This window comes from Phyllobacterium trifolii (genome assembly GCF_014192095.1).
Classification (GTDB): Bacteria; Pseudomonadota; Alphaproteobacteria; order Rhizobiales; family Rhizobiaceae; genus Phyllobacterium; species Phyllobacterium trifolii.
This window is the reverse complement of sequence record NZ_JACHXN010000016.1, coordinates 36,128-56,265: the sequence shown is the minus strand read 5'-3', so window position 1 is coordinate 56,265 and position 20,138 is coordinate 36,128. Positions and strand designations below refer to the sequence as shown.

Sequence of the window (20,138 nt, the reverse complement as noted above, 5' to 3'; positions counted from 1 at the left end):
TGGGCGCCTTTTTTTTGACCATATGATGGTGACTATTTGCGATCTTCGACGCTCACATAATCGCGCGGCGTCGCACCTGTGTAAAGCTGGCGCGGGCGGCCAATCTTTTGATGCGGGTCTTCGATCATCTCTTTCCACTGGGCAATCCAGCCGACGGTGCGCGCAACAGCGAACAGCACGGTAAACATGGTGGTGGGGAAGCCAAGCGCCTTCAATGTGATACCGGAATAAAAGTCGACGTTTGGATAAAGCTTCTTTTCGATGAAGTATTCATCGGTTAGCGCAATACGCTCAAGTTCCATGGCAACGTCAAGCAGCGGGTCATCCTTGATGCCGAGTTCGGCGAGCACTTCGCGCGTCGTCTGCTGCATGATCTTCGCGCGCGGATCGTAATTCTTGTAGACGCGATGACCAAAGCCCATCAGGCGGAACGGATCGTTCTTGTCCTTGGCGCGATTGATGAACTCGGGAATGCGATCCATGGTGCCGATCTCACCGAGCATTTGCAGCGCTGCTTCATTGGCGCCGCCATGAGCCGGACCCCAGAGGCAGGCGATACCCGCAGCGATACAAGCGAAGGGGTTAGCGCCCGACGAACCGGCCAGGCGAACTGTGGACGTCGATGCATTCTGCTCGTGATCGGCGTGCAGGATGAAAATGCGATCCATTGCGCGTGCAAGAACCGGATTTGGTACGTAGTCCTCACAGGGAACAGCGAAGCACATGTGAAGGAAGTTCGTCGCGAAATCGAGATTGTTCTTCGGGTAAACGAAAGGCTGACCGATATGATACTTATAAGCCATCGCGGCGAGGGTCGGGATTTTCGCGATCATACGGATCGAAGCAACCATGCGCTGATGCGGATCGGAAATGTCCGTCGAGTCGTGATAAAACGCGGACAGGGCGCCGACGCAGCCGACCATGACGGCCATTGGATGCGCATCGCGGCGGAAACCACTGAAAAAGCGAGACATCTGCTCGTGCACCATAGTGTGCCGGGTTACGCGGAAGTCGAAGTCTGCCTTTTGGCTCTTCGTCGGCAATTCGCCGTAGAGCAAGAGATAGCAGGCTTCTAGAAAATCGCCGTGTTCAGCCAGTTGTTCGATCGGGTAACCCCGATGCAGCAAGATGCCTTCATCGCCATCGATATAGGTGATCTGCGACTCGCAAGCAGCAGTGGACGTGAACCCCGGATCATACGTGAAGGCGCCGGTGTTCTTGTATAATGTCCCAATGTCCACGACATCCGGTCCAATGGTCCCCTTTTTGATTGGCAAGGAGAATTCGTGACCATTCAGGTCGATGTTGACGCTGTTTTCAGACATTGCCGTTCCTTTCTTGCTTCGACTTGCGCTGATCCAGCGCAAAAGCATCTACCTCGAATGAGGCCACAATCTTATCTTGTCAGGCACGACACCGTACTCGAAAGGTACGATGTTGCAATGCAAAAATGCGCTCAAATTTGCGTGCTATTGCCCTTTTGCCTGATCCTCTATGCGGCCAAGGGATTCTTCTCTTCCCAAGACTGCCAATACATCGAAAACACCCGGAGACGTTGCTCTTCCCGTCAAAGCTGCGCGCAAGGGTTGCGCGATTTTACCGAGTTTCAGCCCCGTTTTTTCCGCGTACGCCCGCACTGCAGCATCGAGCGGCTCAGCGCTCCATCCATCAACTGCGGCAAGGTCCGGAAGTACGCCGGAAAGAATGCTCCGACCCTCCTCGTTAAGCAAGGCGTACGCTTTTTCATCCAGTGCAAGCGGCCGCTTTGCGAAAAGATACTTTGCGCTGTCCGCGAGCTCGACCAATGTCTTCGCGCGCTCCTTCAGGCCGGGCATCGCGGCGAGCAATTGCTTTTGCATGTTGTCATCCAAGCGCGACAGCATCTCCGCGCCACCCTCGATCTCCGGCAGGATGTCGATCATGGCATTGACCAGGTCCGCATCATCCGAGATGCGCATGTAGTGGCCGTTGATTGCCTCGAGCTTCTGGAAATCGAAGCGCGATGCGCCTCGGTTGATATCCGAGATTTCAAACCACTGGATCATCTGTTCATCGGACATAATCTCGTCGTCACCATGGCTCCAGCCGAGACGAACGAGATAATTGCGCAACGCTGCGGGCAGATAGCCCATGGCGCGATAAGCCTCCACCCCAAGCGCACCATGCCGCTTCGACAATTTTGCGCCATCCGCGCCATGAATGAGCGGTATGTGGCCCATCACCGGTACATCCCAGCCCATAGCATCGTAGATAACCGTCTGTCGCGCCGCATTGGTCAAATGATCGTCGCCACGAATGATGTGGGTGACCCCCATGTCATGATCATCTACCACGACAGCGTGCATATAGGTCGGATTGCCATCGGAGCGCAGGATGATGAAATCGTCGAGATCCTTGTTGGGGAACCGGACATCGCCCTGAACCTGGTCGCGAACGAGTGTTTCACCCGTCTGAGGCGCCTTGATGCGGATGACCGGCTTGATACCTTCGGGTGCTTCCTTGGGATCGCGATCCCTCCAGCGGCCGTCATACCGCGGTGGGCGGCCTTCAGAACGTGCTTTCTCGCGCATTTCCTCAAGCTCGGCCTGTGAAGCATAGCAATAATAGGCCTTACCCCTGGTGACAAGCTCCTCTGCAACTTCGCGGTGACGGGGCGCGCGCTCATATTGCGACACGGCATCGCCATCCCAATCAAGACCCAGCCATTTTAGACCGTCGAGAATGGCAGTTACGGCTGCTTCCGAAGAGCGTTCCCGATCCGTGTCCTCGATACGCAGCAGCATCTTGCCGCCCGTATGTTTGGCATAAAGCCAATTGAACAGGGCAGTGCGGGCGCCGCCGATATGCAAATAACCGGTCGGAGAGGGTGCGAAACGGGTGACAACGGAAGATGACATAAGTTCTCCAGCAGGTGCCCGGCGTATTAGCCGAACGTCCAATCGAATTGATCTGGCGTTCATGTAGCATAGCACCGCTGCTGTGCAAGGGCACTGGCAGAACCGGAAAGCAAATGGAAGGTCCTGCTACCAGAACAAAGACCAGAGAACAGCAGTTTTTTCTCCGTCCCGACAGCGGCGGTTATGAAATCGCGACTCAAACGCGGACCAGTGATTTAGTCGTTGAAAAGGAGAGCTGGCCTACCAAGTTACGTGGACTTCGCAATTCTGCACGAACGCAACTTCACTCCGTGCCTCTCGCGATTCCCAAGGCATTCAACTGCGAGGTGGATCGCGGCACGTTGTTTCTGTTCTTACCTGTCTTTGCGGGTATCGGTGCGATTTTCTATTTTAACGCAGCTGTCGAACCGAGGCTGAGTGCCATTCTTTCAGGGATGACTTTTCTCGTCGGTTGTCATGCCTTGGCGCAGGCGCGACCCGTGATGCGGCTTGTTCTTTTATTCGCGATCGCACTTGTCGCCGGCATGCTCTTTGGCAAAGTCGAAACGATCCGGGCCGGAACCCGGATGCTTGGCTCGGAAGTCACAACTCGGATGACGGGCCGTGTCAAAGCGATGTCACGAGATGCGCTATTGCCATGACATCGGTGGTAGCCGGGACTGCGAGCTCAATCTTTGCGGCTTATCATTTCAACAATACGGCACCATTCGGCCTTATCGGTAACGCTCTCGCGCTGCCGGTCATTTCAGTTGCTGTCATGCCATTTGCCGTGCTCGGTTTGCTAGCCATGCCATTCGATCTGGATTGGCTACCGTTTACGGTCATGGGACAGGGCATCGAGGTCGTCATCGCTCTTGCAAAAATGGTCGCTTCGCGCTCCCCCAGCGGCAATCTCGGCCTTATGCCGCAAGGCACCTTGATCCTCATGAGCATTGGTCTTGTGATGTTGCTGTTCCTGTCGACGCGTCTTCGGCTGTGCGGCATACCCTTATTGTTAGGTGCGGCCTTGCTGATGATGCGAGTGCAGGAGCCGCAGATCATTGTTTCAGAGGACGGAAAACTGGTCGCATTGCGCAATGATGACGGCAATCTGGCGGTCAATCGAGCATCCGGCAGTGCGTTCACTCTAAACAATTGGCAGCAGGGCTATGGTATAGACGAGGTGGTAAAGCCGTTGAAGGCTGGCGCAATTTCTAAAGAAATGCAGTTTGAATGTATTGAAAACGTTTGTACCGCACGCGAGCCGGGCGGATTGATAATCGCCTATACGGACCAAGCTGCACAGAGGTCATCCGCCTGCCAGGAGGGAGATATCGTTGTTCTGGCATACTCGGCCGGACCCACGACGTGCGAGGACAAGAACATACTCGTACTTACCAAGCGCGATCTTGCACTGCACGGTACCGCAGAGATTAGTTTAAAGTCGCGCGATCCTATTCGCCCATCCAACACAAACAACGAGAATAATCCGCCGGACATCATCCTTGCCGAGGCCAACGCTTCTCGCGCTCGGCGCCTTCAGTCCGCTGCCATCAATTACGCCGTAGGACCACCGGTCCGGCCTTGGAACGCCTATCGAGTGTATTCGCGTGCCGCGCGCAATATCGCAGACTACAAATCCCGCAAGCGTGTGAATGCTGATAGCGGTGAGGCATCAGGCTGCGAAAAGCCGGGCGACTGCTAGTATCGCCGTATCAGACCGACAAGCTTTCCTTGAACCTGAACGCGATCCGGGCCGAAAATCCGCGTCTCATAGGCCGGATTTGCCGCTTCGAGCGCAATTGACGCTCCTTTACGGCGGAACCGCTTCAGCGTCGCCTCTTCGTCGTCGACCAGTGCGACAACGATCTCGCCCGGATTGGCAGTATCACCACGCTTGATCACGACCGTATCGCCATCGAAAATCCCGGCCTCGATCATGGAATCGCCTTTGACTTCGAGCGCGTAGTGTTCGCCGCTCCCTATCATGTCCGGGGGCAGGCCGATCATATGGGTCTGGTTCTGGATTGCGGAAATCGGCACACCAGCGGCGATGCGGCCCATGACCGGGATGCTGACGACCGTCGACGCGCTTATATCGTCGGAGGATCGCGCCTGTGGCCGGGCGGGGGCGACATTTCGGCCAAGGCTTCCCTCGATGACACTTGGCGAGAATTTCCGTTGGGCGTTGAGGCCGGGAGCGATGGAGTCCGGCAGGCGCAAAACCTCCAGCGCTCTTGCACGGTTTGCAAGCCGGCGAATGAAACCGCGCTCTTCGAGGGCAGTGATCAACCGGTGTATGCCGGATTTCGACGCAAGATCCAATGCATCCTTCATCTCGTCGAACGAAGGTGGGATGCCTGTCTCCTTCAAACGCTCGTGGATGAAGAGCAGGAGTTCATGTTGTTTACGCGTGAGCATCGGCGATCCTTTGCGTGGAATCGGAAAAAACAAAACCAGAACAAACACTATCTGTTCCAGTTGTGTTCCACAAGGATTAATATGAGGTGTACGGAAGCCGAGAAACACGGGTTAGCTGTTACTTAGCCGGAATAACCGGGGGGCCGCTGGATTGGCGCAGAATCAGTTCAACCGGCCAAACTTCGTGGATGGTTTCCGGTGGTTCGCCATCGAGCAAGCGGACAAGCATTTCTGCAATCCGGGTACCTGCCGATCTTATCGAAGAACGTGTCGTCGTCATCGCCGGAACCATGTTGCTGGCATTGAGGTAGGGAAAGACGTCATCATGGGCGATGATTGAAACTTCCTTGCCAAGCTGGTAGCCCTTGGCGCGGATCGCCCGGGAAACGCCCAACGCTGTCATCATCGATCCTGCGAGAATGGCGGTTGGATGAGGCTTTAGGGACAGGAAGCGTTGTGTTTCGCGGAAACCGATCTCGTCGGAAAAACAATCATGCACGATAAAATTGGGGTCAATCGAAATGCCGCGTTCCGTCAGCGCATCACGATAGCCTTCCTCGCGGTGCTCGGAGAAGGTGAAACCTTTGAGACCATCGATCATGGCAATGTGCTTGTGGCCAAGATCGAGCAGATGCGACGTTGCTTGATAGAAGGCACCCTTGTTGTCGATATCTAGCCAGGCGTGCGGTGTATCTATGTTTGTCCGCCCGTGAAGCACAAACGGAAATTGCGCTTCTGCAAGCATGGCAACACGTTCATCGACAAGGGAAGGGTGCGAGACAATCATCGCGTCGACGCGCTTGCTGGAAATCAGGCGCTTGTAGGCGGAAATCTCGTCATTGTTGATCAGGGGGGTGATCAGAAAATCGATTTCGTCACGAGAGAGACGCTCTGCAAGGCCGGACAAAAACTCGCTGGTATGCGGGCCGAAACGCTCGCTGCTGTGAATAGGCACGACAATTCCAATCGCGCCGACACGCCCCATTGCCAGGCGGCGCGCATTGGCGTTGGCGCTATAGCCAAACTTGAGGGCGGCCTTGTTAACCCGCTCCCTTGTTGCCTCGTTGACCTCCGGGTAGCCATTGAGTGCGCGGCTGACCGTCGTTTGCGAGAGCCCAAGTTGTTCGGCCAGTTCCTTGAGTTTCATATCAGACGATCCAAGAGTGCTAATTTCAGTTTATCAGACGACGTTTAGAGCCTAACTATAGCGCAATTTCGAAGCGCTTTGGAAGTAATTTCAACTCAAGATGGAAGCGGGTAGAAATAAGATCGCTGTTATCCGCTGGATTCTAACAGACATCGGATATTCCAACTTGACAGCAGGACTGGCCTTTGTCACCTTTTACCCAAAGCGCTTTGGATTTGTATTTTACGTTAATGCTTCAAAGTGTTTGAGGAGGAGTTTTCATAAATTGGAACAGCGCACCGCCAACGCGCGTTGTTCCATCTTGGATTTACGGGAGGAAATCATGAGAGCGAAATCAATCCTTGCGGGCCTTTTGGCTACAACCTTGATCTGTTCGGGCGCGTTCGCCGCCGACCTTTCAATCGTCTCCGGTGATACGGGTAACGGGCGCGAGTTCCTGCGCAAGCAGCTCGATCGTTTCGAAAAGGAAACGGGCAACAAGGTCAAAATTGTCGCCATGCCTGCAAACAGCTCCGACCAGTTTGGACAGTACCGGCTTTGGCTTGCCGCGGGGAATACGGACATCGATGTCTACCGCACGGATGTGATCTGGGCGCCGCAATTGGCCGACCAGTTTCTTGATCTGACTGAGGCCATGAAGGATGTCGTCGATCAACACTTTCCATCGATGATCCAAAGCCAGACGGTTGATGGCAAACTCGTTGCCATGCCGATGTACACGGACGCGCCGGCCTTCTACTACCGCAAGGATCTTCTGGAGAAATACAAGAAGCCGGTTCCCAAAACCTGGGACGAGATGGCTGCGACCGCCAAGGAAATCCAGGAGGGCGAGCGCCAAGCTGGTAACAAGTCGATGTATGGCTTTGTTTTCCAGGGCAACGCCTATGAGGGCCTGACTTGCAACGCGCTCGAATGGATCAAGTCTTCAGGTGGCGGCCAGATTATCGAGCCTGACGGGACGATCTCCATCAACAATCCGGAAGCAGTCGCCGCAGTCGACCGGGCAAAGGGCTGGATCGATACGATTACGCCAAAGGGTGTCCTAGCCTATACGGAAGAGGAGAGCCGCGGCGTCTGGCAGACGGGGAACGCCGTCTTCATGCGCAACTGGCCTTATGCCTATGCGCTGGGCAATGGCCTGGACAGCGCGATCAAGGGCAAGTTCGATGTGACGACCCTCCCAAGCTCGAAAGAGGGGCAGAGTTCTGCCGCGACGTTGGGCGGCTGGAATCTTGCGATCTCGAAATATACAAAATCACCGGAGGAAGCGATCAAACTGGTCAAATTCCTGGCCGCGCCTGAACAACAGAAGGAACGGGCGATCGAAATCGCCAATTTGCCTACGCTGAAGGCTCTCTATGACGACAAGGATATTGCCGCGGCTCAACCGGTAATCACGAACTGGAAGCCGGTATTCGAGACAGCCGTGCCTCGTCCATCCGCACCCACGAAGGTCAAATACAACGAAGTGTCGTCGATGTTCTGGAGCGCGGTCCACGACACCTTGTCCGGCAACGGAACTGCTGCAGATAATCTTGAACTTCTGGAAGCCAAGCTGACGGAACTTCAGGGTGGTAGCTGGTAATCCCTGCCAGTCGACGGCGCGGCGCGATTGGACCTACCATGGACCATCCGCATCGATTGCCTGATCAAACCTGAATGTAACCTTCGCGGGCAGGAATTTGATGACAGCGTCTCCCACTGTACGTTCGGAACTCTTGCGTCAGCGCTCGCGCTCCGCACGATTGTTTCTTCTTCCCATGATTTTGGCTTTGGCGGTTGTTGCGGGCTGGCCGCTGCTCCGAACGATCTATTTTTCCTTTACTGATGCCTCGCTGACCAACATCGATGCGGCCAAGTGGGTAGGCTTCAAGAACTATCTTTCGTGGATACAGCTCAAAAGCGGGCGGACGATTTATTCCGGTCTGCTGGTCGATCCGGCATGGTGGAATGCTGTCTGGAACACGGTTCGCTTCAGCGTTGTCTCGGTGGCGCTGGAGGCCGTTTTTGGAATGATCATAGCTCTCGTCCTCAATGCCGAATTCAAGGGCAGAGGCATCGTTCGAGCGGCTATCCTTATCCCTTGGGCGATCCCGACCATCGTATCGGCCCGCATGTGGGGATGGATGCTGAATGATCAGTTCGGCATCCTCAACGACCTCTTCATGCGCGTGGGGCTGATCGACCATCCGATTGCCTGGACCGCAAGTTCCGATACCGCAATGATCGCTGTGCTGATCGTCGATGTGTGGAAAACTACGCCATTCATGGCGCTTTTGATCCTTGCGGGTCTGCAGACGATCCCGGGTGACATTTATGAAGCGGCGCGTATCGATGGCGTTCATCCGGTCAAGCAGTTCTTTCGGATCACGTTGCCGCTGGTGAAACCAGCGCTGATGGTGGCGATCATTTTCCGGCTGCTCGATGCAATGCGAATCTTCGATCTGATCTATGTGCTGACGCCCAACAGCGCCCAGACCAAGACCATGTCGGTTCTGGCGCGCGAGAATCTGATCGACTTCGATAAGTTCGCCTACGGCTCGGCGCAGTCGACGCTGTTGTTTCTGGTTATAGCGCTCATGACCATGCTGGCGATCTGGATCGGCCGTGTAAAGCTGGACGGAGGAGAGCGCTGATGCCGATGTCCATCATCAAAAACACAGCGTTCTATGCGCTTGTCGCTGTGATCGTTGTTTGCGCGGTTTTCCCGTTTTACTACGCGATCATTACGAGTTTTAGGACCGGCAGTGCGATTTTCACGATCGAATATTGGCCGACTTCGTTCTCCGTAGCGAATTATGTGAACGTTATCGCTTCGGGAAGTTTTGCCCGCAACCTGTTGAATTCCATCATTGTATCGGCGTGCGTCGTGACCCTGTCCCTGCTGATGGCGGTTACGGCCGCCTTTGCCTTGTCCAGGGTTCGGTTTCGCGGGCGGTCGTTGTTGCTTTTGACGATTCTGTCAGTTTCCATGTTCCCGCAGATAGCCGTCCTGGCCGGGCTCTTCGAAGTTATCCGGCTTCTGGGTCTCTATAACACACTCGGCGGCTTGGTTTTTTCCTACATGATCTTCACGTTGCCATTTACGGTATGGGTACTCACGACGTTCATGCGTGATCTGCCCGTCGAGATTGAAGAGGCCGCGATCGTCGATGGCGCCACGCCCTGGGTGATCATAACAAGGGTGTTCCTGCCCCTCATGTGGCCTGCGCTGGTAACGACCGGATTGCTTGCTTTCATCGCGGCCTGGAACGAGTTCCTTTTCGCGTTGACTTTCACGTCCTCGACGGAAACCCGTACCGTGCCGGTCACCATCGCCCTCTTTACCGGCTCAAGCGCGCACGAGGTACCGTGGGGGATCGTCATGGCAGCCTCCGTGATCGTCACGGTGCCGTTGGTCGTCCTCGTCCTCATCTTTCAACGCAAGATTATTTCCGGCCTTACAGCCGGCGGTGTCAAAGGCTAAGGGGCTTCAAATGACTACTATTCGTATGCAAGATCTCCGAAAATCCTTTGGCAAATATGATGTCATCAAGGGTGTGGACCTCGAAATCGAGGCCGGCGAGTTCATGGTTTTCGTTGGCCCGTCGGGTTGCGGAAAATCGACGCTGCTGCGACTTATCGCGGGGCTTGAAGATATCACGTCCGGGACGCTCGCGTTCGATGAGAAGATCGTCAACAGTCTGACGCCGTCCCAGCGCGGTATCGCCATGGTGTTTCAATCCTATGCGCTGTATCCGCATATGACCGTCTATGACAACATGGCATTCGGCCTGAAGTTGGCCAAGGGCAGCGCGGACGACGTCAAGCGGCGAGTGCATAAGGCCGCGGAAATGCTGCAGATTACGGATTATCTCGACCGGCTTCCCAAGCAGCTTTCCGGCGGCCAACGGCAGAGGGTTGCCATCGGCCGGGCAATTGTTCGCGACCCCAAGGTCTTTCTCTTCGATGAGCCGCTGTCCAACCTCGATGCCGCGCTACGTGTCGCAACCCGTCTTGAAATAGCCAAGCTCCACGCCAAAATGCATGAGACGACGATGATCTATGTAACCCACGATCAGGTGGAAGCGATGACGCTGGCAGACCGGATTTGTGTTCTGCGGGATGGCAATGTCGAGCAAGTTGGCACGCCATTGGAGCTTTATGAAAAGCCGCAATCGATCTTTGTTGCCGGCTTCATAGGCTCACCCAAGATGAATTTCCTCACTGAGCAATTCGCGGATGCCTACAAGACCGACATTTTGGGGGTGCGACCGGAACATCTGGAAATCAAGGACAAGGACGGTCTCTGGAAAGGCAAGCTTCTTTTGGCGGAAAACCTTGGATCCGAGAGCTTCCTTTATATCGATATCGGCGCCAAGGAGCCCTTGGTGGTACGGCAGGACGGCTCGGCACACCAACAGCCGGGGGAACTGCTTTGCGTTGCGCCCGTTAACAACAACATCCACCGTTTCGACCAATCAGGCCGCCCGGCGGCAAATTGATAAAACCTCCACACCAAAGATAAGGAAAGACCAATGGCAATTCGCACGCTTATCTGGGGCGAGAACGTCCATGAACAGATCAATAAAACAGTTGCCGAGATCTATCCGGAAGGCATGCACAACCAGATCGCCAAGCTTTTGAAGAGCGATACCAACCTCAGCGTCAAGACCACGACCCTGCAGGAGCCGGAGCATGGCCTGACGGACAAGGTGCTGGAAGAGACCGACGTCCTTGTCTGGTGGGGGCACCGCGCTCATGGCGACGTTGCCGACGAAATAGTCGAGCGTGTGGCCCAGCGGGTCTGGGAAGGGATGGGACTGATCGTTCTGCATTCGGGGCATTTTTCGAAGATTTTCAAAAGATTGATGGGTTCACCCTGCGCTTTGAACTGGCGCGAGGCGGGCGAACGGGAACGTCTCTGGGTCGTTAACCCCGGACATCCTATCGCCAGAGGATTGCCGGCATTTTTCGAGCTGGAAAACGAGGAAATGTACGGCGAACCATTCTCTGTGCCGGAACCATTGGAAACAATATTCGTATCGTGGTTCCAGGGCGGCGAAGTCTTTCGCTCGGGGCTTACCTATCGCAGGGGCGCAGGCAATGTTTTCTACTTCCGTCCGGGACATGAAACCTATCCGACGTATCATGACGAAACTGTGGGGCTAGTGCTGCGCAACGCGGTGAACTGGGCGTATAATCCACCGCGTTTTCCGGATATTACAGAGGCGCCGAATGTGCCGATTGAGAAAGCTTTGGAACCGATCACGGCACGCGGCGGCAGTTTGCACGAGTCCGGCGAGGAAGGCTTTCGTTAATGCGTCTATTAATCCTGGGGACTGGCCACATGGCGAGCGCCCACGCCAGAAACTTTATCGACATTGAAGGTGTCTCGTTTGCCGGTGCGGTTGACGTCGACAAGGGCAGGGCGGAAGCGTTCCGTGACAAATACTCGTTCGAACGGGCGTTCACGTCACTTGAGGATGCGCTTGCCTGGGGAGAGTTCGATGCCGTCGCCAACGTAACCCCTGACAGCGCGCATCATTCCACGACAATGAAATGTCTTGCCGCCGGCAAGCACGTCTTTTGCGAAAAGCCTCTGGCAACCAACTATCACGATGCCATGGAAATGGCCGAGACCGCAGAAAGGGCCAATCTCGTCGGCATGGTCAACCTGACTTACCGCAACGTAGCACAGTTACAAACAGCCCGCAGATTGGTGACAAGCGGTCAGATTGGTAAAATCAGGCATGTCGAGGCGTCCTATCTCCAAAGCTGGCTCGTATCAAAAGTCTGGGGCGATTGGCGCACGGAAAGCCAGTGGCTGTGGCGCTTGTCGAAACAGCATGGGTCCAACGGCACTCTCGGCGATGTAGGCGTCCACATTCTCGATTTTGTCGTCTACGCGACCGATACGGAAATCGACGAGGTTTTCTGCCGTCTAAAAGCCTTTGACAAAGCCGACGGCAACAGGATCGGTGAGTATCAACTCGATGCGAATGACAGTTTCACCATGACGGTGAGCTTCACCAATGGAGCGCTTGGCGTGGTACATTCAAGTCGCTGGGCCACTGGACACGTCAATGAATTGCGTTTGCGTGTCTATGGCGACAAGGGTTCATTTGAAATCCAGCACCGGCATGACGGATCCAAACTCTTCGTTTGCCTTGGCGACGATATCGAGACGGCGACCTGGAAGGAAATCGATGTCGAGCCGGTACCGACCAATTACCAACGCTTTGTCGAAGCCGTGGGGCAGGGTCGAACGCTCGAGCCGTCGTTCCGTCACGCGGCCAAATTGCAGAAGGCAATCGACCTTGCTACCGTCACCGAAGTCGACCGCAAGGAACACCGTCTCGAAGGATCAGCGTAGCATCATCACGCTGCATGCCGATCCCGCCTTGATCGCGGGCGCATGCGGTTCACGGACAATCAGGCCGTTGGCGTCCGCCAGAAACTTCAGCATGGATGAATCCTGCATAACGAAGGGCGTCGCGATCAGTTGTCCGCTATCGTCTTTGGTGATGCGCGCGCGGACATAATCCTGACGCTGGTCGTTGGTGCCCATGTCGGTGCCAAGAACTGCAGAACGGAGATCAGGCGCATGGGGCAAGTCGAGCATGGCGTGGATCAGCGGGATCAGAAATACATGCGCGCAAATCAGGCTCGAGACCGGGTTGCCGGGCAGGCCGAGTATTTTCATGTCCTGCAGGCGGCCAAACATCAATGGCTTGCCTGGGCGCAGCGCAATTTTCCAGAAATCGAGTTCCATGCCCTTGGCAGCGAGCGCAGGCTGAACGAGATCATGGTCTCCGACCGAAGCACCGCCAAGCGTGACCAGGATATCTGCCTTGGCCGCCACAGCCTGATCAAGCGCATCGCTCAAGGCTTCGAGCCGGTCCTCGGCTATACCTAGATCGATCGGCACCCCGCCAGCCTGGCGCACGATCTCGGCCAGTCCATAACTGTTGGAGGCAATGATCTGATCCGGCCGGTAACTCTCACCTGGAGTAACCAATTCGTCGCCAGTCGCGAGAATAGCCACGCGAGGCAGCCGAAACACTCCGAGCGTCGGGTGATTGGCTGCGGCGGCTAGGGCAAGCGCGGCTGAATCTAGAACGCGTCCAGCCTGAAGCAGCAGATCGCCTTCATCGAAGTCCAGACCGGCTCTACGGATATTCCTGCCGAATGTGACGGTTTCTGTGATCTCGACCTGGCGATCTCCCGCAACCGTATTTTCCTGAATCACGACACTGTCCGCACCATCGGGAACCGGCGCTCCGGTGAAGATGCGAACAGCTTCGCCTGCTTTCATAGTGCCGGAAAACGCATGCCCTGCTGCCGATTGCCCAATCAGTTTCAACGTGACTGGAACAGCCGCCACGTCGGCGGCCTGAACAGCGTATCCGTCCATTGCGGAGGCTGCAAAAGGGGGCTGCTGCCGTTTGGCGTGAACATCAGTAGCGAGAACACGACCACCGGCTGCGGCAAGCGGGACAAGCTCTGCTTCGAGTTTCTCTGCGCTGGCGAGAATACGCCTTAGTGCCTCGTCGACTGGAAGAAGTCCTGACATTTATCCCTCGTGCGCTGCTGACCATTCACCGGACTTGCCGCCGGTCTTTTGCAGAAGGCGGATATCCTGGATGACCATTGCCTTGTCTGCTGCCTTCGCCATGTCGTAAATCGTCAGGCATGCAACAGAAACGGCGGTCAGCGCTTCCATCTCCACGCCGGTCTTGCCAGTCAATTTGACTGTTGCGACGACGTGTAGGCCCGGCAAGGCGTCATCGGCCTCGATATCGATGGATATCTTGCTCAAGAGCAGCGGATGACAAAGCGGGATCAGCTCATGGGTCTTTTTCGCCGCCATGATCCCGGCAACACGCGCCGTTCCAATCACGTCGCCTTTGGCAGCATTGCCGGATTTGATAAGCGCCAGCGTTTCCACCCGCATTTTCACCGAGCCTTCGGCAACCGCCACCCGTTCCGTATCAACCTTGGCGCCGACATCGACCATGTGGGCGGCGCCCGTCTCGTCGAGATGCGTAAGCTTGGGTGTTGTCATGCCGCGTCTGTCTGCTCGTCTGCGGTGCCCTGCAATAGTGCTCTCGTGGCCGCCGCCACGTCATCCTGGCGCATGAGGCTTTCGCCGACCAGAAATGTGCCGATGTTGGATTTGGCCAGCCTCTGGCAGTCGGCATGCTTGAACACACCGCTCTCGCTGACCAGAAACTTGCTCGACGGTACCATTCTCGCCAAGCGTTCCGATACGGCCAGGTCCACGTTGAACGTGCGCAGGTCACGATTATTGATGCCGAGCAATGGCGAATTCAATTTCAGCGCACGCTCGAGCTCTGCCTCATCGTGCACTTCTACAAGCACGTCCATATCGAGCGCAACAGCCGCTTCTTCCAACGCACGGGCTACGTCGTCGGTAACGCTTGCCATAATGATAAGTATGCAATCGGCACCCCAGCTGCGCGCTTCATAGACCTGATAGGTATCGAACAGGAAATCCTTGCGCAGGGCAGGTAGTTTGGTCGCCGCACGGGCGGCTTGCAGGAACTCCGGAGCGCCCTGAAAGGACGGCGCGTCGGTCAACACGGAGAGGCACGCGGCTCCTCCGGCCTCATAGGCTTTCGCCAAGGCCGGCGGATCGAAATCCGGACGGATCAGGCCTTTCGAAGGGCTGGCCTTCTTGATCTCGGCGATAAGTGCGAACTGTCCGGCGGCGCGTTTCTTTTGCAGGGCAGCGAGAAAACCACGCGGCGAGTCCTGATCCTTTATCTGTATCTTAAGCTCATCGAGTGTGACGCGCGTCTTGGCAGCAGCGATCTCCTCGCGCTTATAGGCTTCGATCTTGCGAAGAATATCAACCATGGTCAAAGCGCCTCGCTATTGGAAACGTGAACCAGCTTTTTAAGCACATTTCGCGCAGCACCGCTGTCAATCGAATGTGCAGCCATTTCTATGCCAATCTTGAGATCGGCCGCCACACCGGCAATTACAAGCCCTGCACCGGCATTGAACAGGGTAATATCGCGGTAAGCGCCGTGCGCCCCATCCAGTACCGAAAGGAGTGACACTGCATTTTCATCGGCCGTACCACCCTTCAAATCCTGCGGATCCACCAGCCGCAGACCAAAGGATTCCGGATCGATCTCGAAAGTGCGAACTTTTCCGTTTTCCAGCGCCGCCACCTTGGTCACGCCGGCTGTGGTGATCTCGTCCAGACCATCGCCATGCACGACCCATACGGCTTCGGATCCGAGGTTTTTCAGAACATGCGCTATGGGCTCGACCCATTCAGGCGCGAACACGCCGACAAGTTGACGTTTGACGCCTGCCGGATTGGTCAAAGGGCCAAGCAGATTGAAGATGGTGCGTGTGCCGAGTTCGACGCGCGCCGGGCCAACATGTTTCATGGCGGGATGATGCATGGGCGCGAACATGAAGCCGATCCCGGCCTGTTCAATGCAGGTGGCAATCAGTTCAGGGCCAATTTCGATGTTGATGCCAAGAGCAGCAAGTGTATCGGCCGCGCCGGAACGTGATGACAAGGCACGATTGCCGTGCTTGGCGACGGGGACACCAGCACCGGCGGCAACGAATGCGGCGCAGGTGGACACGTTGTAGGAGCCCGACTGATCGCCGCCTGTTCCGACAATATCGATGGCATTCGAAGAGGTATTCACCTTCAGCATCTTGGAGCGCATGGCAGAGACAGCGCCACTTATCTCGTCGATGTTCTCGCCACGCACCCGTAGCGCCATCAACAGGGCACCGATTTGCGCCGGCGTTGCCTGTCCCGACATCATGATGTCGAAGGCCTCGACGGCTTCCTCCTGCGAGAGCGCCTTGCCTGTAGCCGCTATGCCGATGAAACGCTTTAATTCAGCCATTTTCTGTCTGACCTAACGTGCAAGTGCCTGATTGATGACGGTTTGGTTGATGGAAACTGGATATACAGTCTGCAATTGTGCAACGAGCTGGTCGAGCAGATCGTCGGCAATGCGCGAACCGAACGCATCTCGCTCCACGGTCGTCAGGGTTTCCGGTCCGACATTCGCCGGTTCGATCGACTCTGCGACCTTGAAGATGAGTTTCGAGCCGTCGGACGCCGATTCCGTTACACCAACAAGCCCTTCCGGACCATCAAAGACCGATGCAACGCCGCCTTCACCGAGATCGGTATCCTTGCTCTGACGCGTGATGCGGCGTTTCGTATCCTTGGTGAATTTGAATTCGGCCGCGATATCGTCGAGCGATGTGCCGCCGGCGACGCGCTTGCGCACCTCCTCGGCTTTCTCGTTGAGGCGCTTTTCGGCTTCAGCCGCCTTCCATGCAGCGACAACGCGCGGCTTTACTTCATCGAGCGGGCGCTCGCGGGCAGGCGTTACACTGTCGACGTCATACCAGAGATAGCTATTCGTGCCGAGATTGAAGGGTTCGTTGTCGAAACCGACGTCTGCCTGGAAGACTGCTGCCAACTGGTTCTCATCGAACGGCAGATTAGCAATTTCCTTCTCATCCGCACCATGGCCACTGGCGTCAACTGCGTCAATCGTTACGACCTTCAGGTTCTGCTTTGCTGCGGCCTCTGCCATGCTCGCGCCGTCAGCCCGCGCATTCTCATAGCCATCATGCACATCCGCGATCGCGGACGCTGCCTGTGTCAAAGCTATGGTCTCACGAATATCCTTCTCGACTTCGGTGAGGGGCTTGGTGACTTCCGGGTTGATAGCCGATACGCGAACGAGAACCGGCCCAAATGCCCCCTTCAAGACGTCGCTAACACCGTTTGCCTGAAGCGCAAAGATCGGATCGGCAATCGATTGGTCGGGCAGGCCGGTTTTCGGGAATGTACCGAGACGAACGTCATCCATCGTTTTGCCTTCCGACTTGACGATATCGTCGAAGCTGGTCCCGGCCACGATCTTGTCATGTGCGGCTTTTGCTGCATCTTCATTTGCAAACGTCAACTGTTCGATAGTGCGCGTTTCCGGCGTCGAATAGCGCGCAATGTTCTTGTCATATTCAGTCTTGATCTCTTCGGGTGTTACCAAAGCCGGATTGGCGATATCCTTCGGCTCAAGCTTGACATAGCTTACCTTGCGGTATTGCGGCGCGCCGTAAACTTCCTTGTTTGCATCGAAATATGTCTTCAAATCCGCATCGCTGGGATCGGCAATATCGCTCACGAAGCTCTTCGGCATGGCGACGTAATCGATCGTGCGTGACTCGCCCTTGTAAAGAGCAACCGCTTTAAGAAGGGTGTCAGGCGCCTTGACGCCATCGGCAACGGCTTCGACGATCTGCTGACGGCGTGCGACCTGTGCACGGTTGTCGAGATAGCTCTGCGGGCTCATACCAGCATTGCGAAGGACCATATCGAACTGCGCTGGATTGAAGCGGCCATCGGCGCCCTGGAATGCCGGATCTTCAGCGGCGAGCTGTGCCAGGCGATCCTTTGACAGGCCGAGCGACATGGTACGCGCCTGTTCGTCGAGAACCACGCCGGCAACCAATTGCCCCTGCACCTGATGACCAATTCCGATGGCATCCGCCTGCTCGCGCGTGAGGCGCTGACCGAAGCGCTGCGATAGTGCAGCCAGTTGGCGGTCGTAGGCCAAGCGGTAATCGACCGGCGACACTTCGGAATGCCCGGCGCGAATGGCTGCACTGCCGCTTATTGCGCCGAGGATCGTGCTGGAAACACCCCATCCGGCAAAGCTAACCACGAGAAGGCCCATGAGCACTTTTGCCACCCAGGTTTGTGCAACATTGCGGAGAGAGTCGAGCATTAAAAGTCACCGTATCAGTCAAGAGGCTTATTTGAATCCATAGGGGAATAGCGTCATGGAAGGCTTGTGTCGATTGCTTTATCGAGTGAATTTGCTAGTCAGACTGAGAAATTGCCAAAACAATCGCATAAGGAACGCTCAATGACCCCAGATGTCCGTCCGCTCGTTGCTGGTAACTGGAAAATGAATGGTACCGGAGAGTCGCTCGAGGAACTGCGTATCATCGTCAACAGGCCGAATTCCGCGATTGGCGAGAAGATCGACGCGTTGATCTGTGTGCCCGCAACGCTTGTCTTCCGTGCTGCCCAGTCCGTCGAGGGTGAAGCCTTGAGCATAGGGGGGCAAGACTGCCATACGCAGAAGTCAGGCCCGCATACAGGCGATATCTCGGCGGACATGCTGAAAGACGCCGGCGCATCCCATGTCATTGTTGGACATTCCGAACGCCGGGCGGACCATGGCGAAACTGACGATATGGTCAACGCAAAGGCGAGGGGAGCCTGGGAAGCGGGTCTTGTGGCGATCATCTGCATTGGCGAGACAGGAGCGCAGCGCCAGGCAGGCGCTACACTCGACGTGGTTGCTAAACAACTTTCGGGTTCGGTTCCTGATGGTGCCAACGCCGGCAACAGCATTATAGCCTATGAACCCGTATGGGCCATCGGAACGGGTCTGACACCGACCGCCACGGATGTACAGGAAGTGCATACCTTTATCCGTTCGGCGTTGAGTACGCGTTTCGGTGGTGAAGGTGATAGGATGCGTATCCTCTATGGTGGATCAGTGAAGCCAGGCAACGCCGTGGAGCTTCTGGGGGTCGAAAATGTCGACGGCGCACTTGTTGGTGGCGCAAGCTTGAAAGCAGCGGACTTCCTCGCCATCTGTGAGGCTTATCATTCCCTTTGAGTGACGGAAAAACCGCGAAAAGCGCAAGAAAACTGTCACCTGACGGGCTTGGTTGAGAGCAACGGATGCTTGAATGGGGCCGTTCTGCCGGAGGGAATTCGTGGACAAGGTCAAGGGGTTTGGCGAGGCCGATGCCTTTCCATCGGACGATGCCGAAGCTCGAAGGATTTGGCCCGAATTCACCCGGTTCTTCGGGTTTCCGGCTTGCGGCCAACCACTTTGTCAGGCGGCGTCGGACGATGGATAAACATCGGCCTCGCCACCTTCCGCGTGGGTTGCCTCGCCATCCGAGAAACAGAACTGACCCTATTCAAACATCCGTTGCTCTAATGGCCGATACGGTGTAAAGAGCCGCGTCCGACACCTAGAAAGCAGAAAATACCCCATGCAAACCGTCGTCATCGTCATTCATCTTCTGATTGTACTTGCCCTTGTTGGGGTCGTGCTCATGCAGCGCTCCGAGGGTGGCGGTCTTGGAATTGGTGGTGGCTCCGGCTTCATGACGGCTCGAGGTGCTGCAAACGTGCTGACACGGGCGACGGCGATCCTTGCAACGGGTTTCTTTATTACGTCTTTGGCGCTCGGCATTATGGCCCGCTACGGTGAAAATCCGACTGACATTCTCAACCGTATCCCCACGACCACTGGTACTCAGCCCGCAGGCCAGCAGCCTCCGACGAGTGGTGGCATTCTCAACCAGCTGGGTGGCCCTTCGTCCAATAATGCGACGCCGCCTGCCTCCAATGAGCCAGCCCCAGGTTCGGCAGCGCCAAGCACCACTGCACCGGCTGCGCCCGAATCGACGCTACCTGCGCCGAAAGCTCCGGTTACGCCCGCACAACCGGCAAATCCGGTCCCGAATTCGCAGTAATTCGGACCGCTAAATCGTTTGATTGACGGAAGCGCGGGAAATGTGTTGCGCTTCCGCAACCTTTTGATGCGAACAATGAATCTGTGGTATTCTTCACAGCGATTTGCATTGAGAAGAAACTGGTCTTCGGA

Annotated in this window: 20 protein-coding genes; 11 read left to right on the top strand and 9 right to left on the bottom strand. The window is 56.0% G+C overall.

The window, feature by feature from the left end:
* Window positions 1-32 precede the first annotated feature (32 nt).
* Complete coding sequence (gltA, locus tag FHS21_RS21285) at window positions 33-1,325, bottom strand: citrate synthase (RefSeq protein ID WP_112529278.1); 1,293 nt, start codon at window positions 1,323-1,325, stop codon at window positions 33-35.
* A gap of 144 nt (window positions 1,326-1,469) precedes the next feature.
* Complete coding sequence (gene gltX, locus FHS21_RS21280; protein ID WP_112529276.1) at window positions 1,470-2,897, bottom strand: glutamate--tRNA ligase; 1,428 nt, start codon at window positions 2,895-2,897, stop codon at window positions 1,470-1,472.
* Window positions 2,898-2,944: 47 nt separating this feature from the next.
* On the opposite strand from gltX, the gene FHS21_RS21275 reads away from it, so the two are divergent.
* Together FHS21_RS21275 and FHS21_RS21270 are read left to right on the top strand one after the other, a co-directional pair.
* Window positions 2,945-3,538, top strand: a complete 594-nt coding sequence (locus FHS21_RS21275; RefSeq protein ID WP_158482226.1) for a hypothetical protein — start codon at window positions 2,945-2,947, stop codon at window positions 3,536-3,538.
* A complete protein-coding gene (locus tag FHS21_RS21270; protein ID WP_112529272.1) occupies window positions 3,535-4,581 on the top strand; it encodes a ComEC/Rec2 family competence protein in 1,047 nt (348 codons plus the stop codon). Before FHS21_RS21275 ends, FHS21_RS21270 begins: the two co-directional genes overlap by 4 nt.
* On the opposite strand, the gene lexA is transcribed toward FHS21_RS21270, so the two are convergent.
* Complete coding sequence (gene lexA, locus FHS21_RS21265) at window positions 4,578-5,297, bottom strand: transcriptional repressor LexA (protein WP_112529405.1); 720 nt, start codon at window positions 5,295-5,297, stop codon at window positions 4,578-4,580. The two genes, FHS21_RS21270 and lexA, sit on opposite strands and share 4 nt — an antisense overlap.
* A 118-nt stretch (window positions 5,298-5,415) precedes the next feature.
* Window positions 5,416-6,444, bottom strand: coding sequence for a substrate-binding domain-containing protein (locus FHS21_RS21260; RefSeq protein WP_112529270.1), 1,029 nt, complete (start codon window positions 6,442-6,444; stop codon window positions 5,416-5,418).
* Between the two features lie 322 nt (window positions 6,445-6,766).
* Here FHS21_RS21260 and FHS21_RS21255 point away from each other — a divergent pair, with 322 nt between their 5' ends.
* The 6 genes from FHS21_RS21255 to FHS21_RS21230 all read left to right on the top strand — a co-directional run bounded on the left by FHS21_RS21255 (window position 6,767) and on the right by FHS21_RS21230 (window position 12,799).
* The gene (locus tag FHS21_RS21255; RefSeq protein WP_183663847.1) at window positions 6,767-8,029 is read left to right on the top strand and encodes an ABC transporter substrate-binding protein; all 1,263 of its coding nucleotides are present in this window, start codon (window positions 6,767-6,769) and stop codon (window positions 8,027-8,029) included.
* A gap of 100 nt (window positions 8,030-8,129) precedes the next feature.
* Window positions 8,130-9,080: a carbohydrate ABC transporter permease gene (locus FHS21_RS21250; protein WP_112529266.1), complete on the top strand. Its 951-nt coding sequence runs from the start codon at window positions 8,130-8,132 to the stop codon at window positions 9,078-9,080.
* Window positions 9,080-9,910, top strand: a complete 831-nt coding sequence (locus tag FHS21_RS21245) for a carbohydrate ABC transporter permease (RefSeq protein ID WP_112529263.1) — start codon at window positions 9,080-9,082, stop codon at window positions 9,908-9,910. The genes FHS21_RS21250 and FHS21_RS21245 overlap by 1 nt, the downstream gene beginning before the upstream one ends.
* Before the next feature lie 10 nt (window positions 9,911-9,920).
* The gene (locus tag FHS21_RS21240) at window positions 9,921-10,928 is read left to right on the top strand and encodes an ABC transporter ATP-binding protein (protein ID WP_112529261.1); all 1,008 of its coding nucleotides are present in this window, start codon (window positions 9,921-9,923) and stop codon (window positions 10,926-10,928) included.
* A 33-nt stretch (window positions 10,929-10,961) separates the two neighbouring features.
* Window positions 10,962-11,744 (top strand): ThuA domain-containing protein, encoded by a 783-nt coding sequence (locus FHS21_RS21235; protein ID WP_112529259.1) that lies wholly within the window; start codon window positions 10,962-10,964, stop codon window positions 11,742-11,744.
* Entirely contained in the window at window positions 11,744-12,799 is a 1,056-nt protein-coding gene (locus tag FHS21_RS21230) for a Gfo/Idh/MocA family protein (RefSeq protein WP_112529257.1), read from the top strand. The genes FHS21_RS21235 and FHS21_RS21230 overlap by 1 nt, the downstream gene beginning before the upstream one ends.
* Here FHS21_RS21230 and FHS21_RS21225 read toward each other — a convergent pair.
* The 5 genes from FHS21_RS21225 to FHS21_RS21205 are packed head-to-tail and all read right to left on the bottom strand — an operon-like array spanning window position 12,791 to window position 18,230.
* Window positions 12,791-13,999: a molybdopterin molybdotransferase MoeA gene (locus FHS21_RS21225; RefSeq protein WP_112529255.1), complete on the bottom strand. Its 1,209-nt coding sequence runs from the start codon at window positions 13,997-13,999 to the stop codon at window positions 12,791-12,793. The two genes, FHS21_RS21230 and FHS21_RS21225, sit on opposite strands and share 9 nt — an antisense overlap.
* Window positions 14,000-14,491: a cyclic pyranopterin monophosphate synthase MoaC gene (gene moaC / locus FHS21_RS21220; protein WP_112529253.1), complete on the bottom strand. Its 492-nt coding sequence runs from the start codon at window positions 14,489-14,491 to the stop codon at window positions 14,000-14,002.
* Entirely contained in the window at window positions 14,488-15,306 is an 819-nt protein-coding gene (gene trpC / locus FHS21_RS21215) for an indole-3-glycerol phosphate synthase TrpC (protein ID WP_112529251.1), read from the bottom strand. The genes moaC and trpC overlap by 4 nt, the downstream gene beginning before the upstream one ends.
* A gap of 2 nt (window positions 15,307-15,308) precedes the next feature.
* Complete coding sequence (gene trpD / locus FHS21_RS21210; RefSeq protein ID WP_112529249.1) at window positions 15,309-16,328, bottom strand: anthranilate phosphoribosyltransferase; 1,020 nt, start codon at window positions 16,326-16,328, stop codon at window positions 15,309-15,311.
* A gap of 12 nt (window positions 16,329-16,340) precedes the next feature.
* Window positions 16,341-18,230, bottom strand: a complete 1,890-nt coding sequence (locus FHS21_RS21205) for a SurA N-terminal domain-containing protein (protein WP_183663845.1) — start codon at window positions 18,228-18,230, stop codon at window positions 16,341-16,343.
* A gap of 141 nt (window positions 18,231-18,371) precedes the next feature.
* Between FHS21_RS21205 and tpiA the strand changes: the two genes are divergently transcribed.
* The 3 genes from tpiA (at window position 18,372) to secG (ending at window position 20,007) form a co-directional block, all read left to right on the top strand.
* Window positions 18,372-19,136 carry a triose-phosphate isomerase gene (tpiA, locus tag FHS21_RS21200; protein ID WP_183663843.1) on the top strand — a complete coding sequence of 255 codons (765 nt, stop codon included), beginning with the start codon at window positions 18,372-18,374 and terminating at the stop codon, window positions 19,134-19,136.
* Window positions 19,137-19,236: 100 nt separating this feature from the next.
* On the top strand, window positions 19,237-19,383 hold the full coding sequence (locus FHS21_RS21195) for a hypothetical protein (protein WP_162701907.1): 147 nt from the start codon (window positions 19,237-19,239) through the stop codon (window positions 19,381-19,383).
* Window positions 19,384-19,521: 138 nt separating this feature from the next.
* Entirely contained in the window at window positions 19,522-20,007 is a 486-nt protein-coding gene (gene secG, locus FHS21_RS21190; protein ID WP_112529243.1) for a preprotein translocase subunit SecG, read from the top strand.
* Window positions 20,008-20,138 lie beyond the last annotated feature (131 nt).

What these genes read in the sequence shown, in the direction of transcription:
- gltA (WP_112529278.1), bottom strand. Translation starts at nt 1,325, where the DNA reads ATGTCTGAAAACAGCGTCAACATCGACCTGAATGGTCACGAATTCTCC.
- gltX (WP_112529276.1), bottom strand. Translation starts at nt 2,897, where the DNA reads ATGTCATCTTCCGTTGTCACCCGTTTCGCACCCTCTCCGACCGGTTAT.
- FHS21_RS21270 (WP_112529272.1), top strand. Translation starts at nt 3,535, where the DNA reads ATGACATCGGTGGTAGCCGGGACTGCGAGCTCAATCTTTGCGGCTTAT.
- lexA (WP_112529405.1), bottom strand. Translation starts at nt 5,297, where the DNA reads ATGCTCACGCGTAAACAACATGAACTCCTGCTCTTCATCCACGAGCGT.
- FHS21_RS21260 (WP_112529270.1), bottom strand. Translation starts at nt 6,444, where the DNA reads ATGAAACTCAAGGAACTGGCCGAACAACTTGGGCTCTCGCAAACGACG.
- FHS21_RS21255 (WP_183663847.1), top strand. Translation starts at nt 6,767, where the DNA reads ATGAGAGCGAAATCAATCCTTGCGGGCCTTTTGGCTACAACCTTGATC.
- FHS21_RS21250 (WP_112529266.1), top strand. Translation starts at nt 8,130, where the DNA reads ATGACAGCGTCTCCCACTGTACGTTCGGAACTCTTGCGTCAGCGCTCG.
- FHS21_RS21245 (WP_112529263.1), top strand. Translation starts at nt 9,080, where the DNA reads ATGCCGATGTCCATCATCAAAAACACAGCGTTCTATGCGCTTGTCGCT.
- FHS21_RS21240 (WP_112529261.1), top strand. Translation starts at nt 9,921, where the DNA reads ATGACTACTATTCGTATGCAAGATCTCCGAAAATCCTTTGGCAAATAT.
- FHS21_RS21235 (WP_112529259.1), top strand. Translation starts at nt 10,962, where the DNA reads ATGGCAATTCGCACGCTTATCTGGGGCGAGAACGTCCATGAACAGATC.
- FHS21_RS21230 (WP_112529257.1), top strand. Translation starts at nt 11,744, where the DNA reads ATGCGTCTATTAATCCTGGGGACTGGCCACATGGCGAGCGCCCACGCC.
- FHS21_RS21225 (WP_112529255.1), bottom strand. Translation starts at nt 13,999, where the DNA reads ATGTCAGGACTTCTTCCAGTCGACGAGGCACTAAGGCGTATTCTCGCC.
- moaC (WP_112529253.1), bottom strand. Translation starts at nt 14,491, where the DNA reads ATGACAACACCCAAGCTTACGCATCTCGACGAGACGGGCGCCGCCCAC.
- trpC (WP_112529251.1), bottom strand. Translation starts at nt 15,306, where the DNA reads ATGGTTGATATTCTTCGCAAGATCGAAGCCTATAAGCGCGAGGAGATC.
- trpD (WP_112529249.1), bottom strand. Translation starts at nt 16,328, where the DNA reads ATGGCTGAATTAAAGCGTTTCATCGGCATAGCGGCTACAGGCAAGGCG.
- FHS21_RS21205 (WP_183663845.1), bottom strand. Translation starts at nt 18,230, where the DNA reads ATGCTCGACTCTCTCCGCAATGTTGCACAAACCTGGGTGGCAAAAGTG.
- tpiA (WP_183663843.1), top strand. Translation starts at nt 18,372, where the DNA reads ATGACCCCAGATGTCCGTCCGCTCGTTGCTGGTAACTGGAAAATGAAT.
- secG (WP_112529243.1), top strand. Translation starts at nt 19,522, where the DNA reads ATGCAAACCGTCGTCATCGTCATTCATCTTCTGATTGTACTTGCCCTT.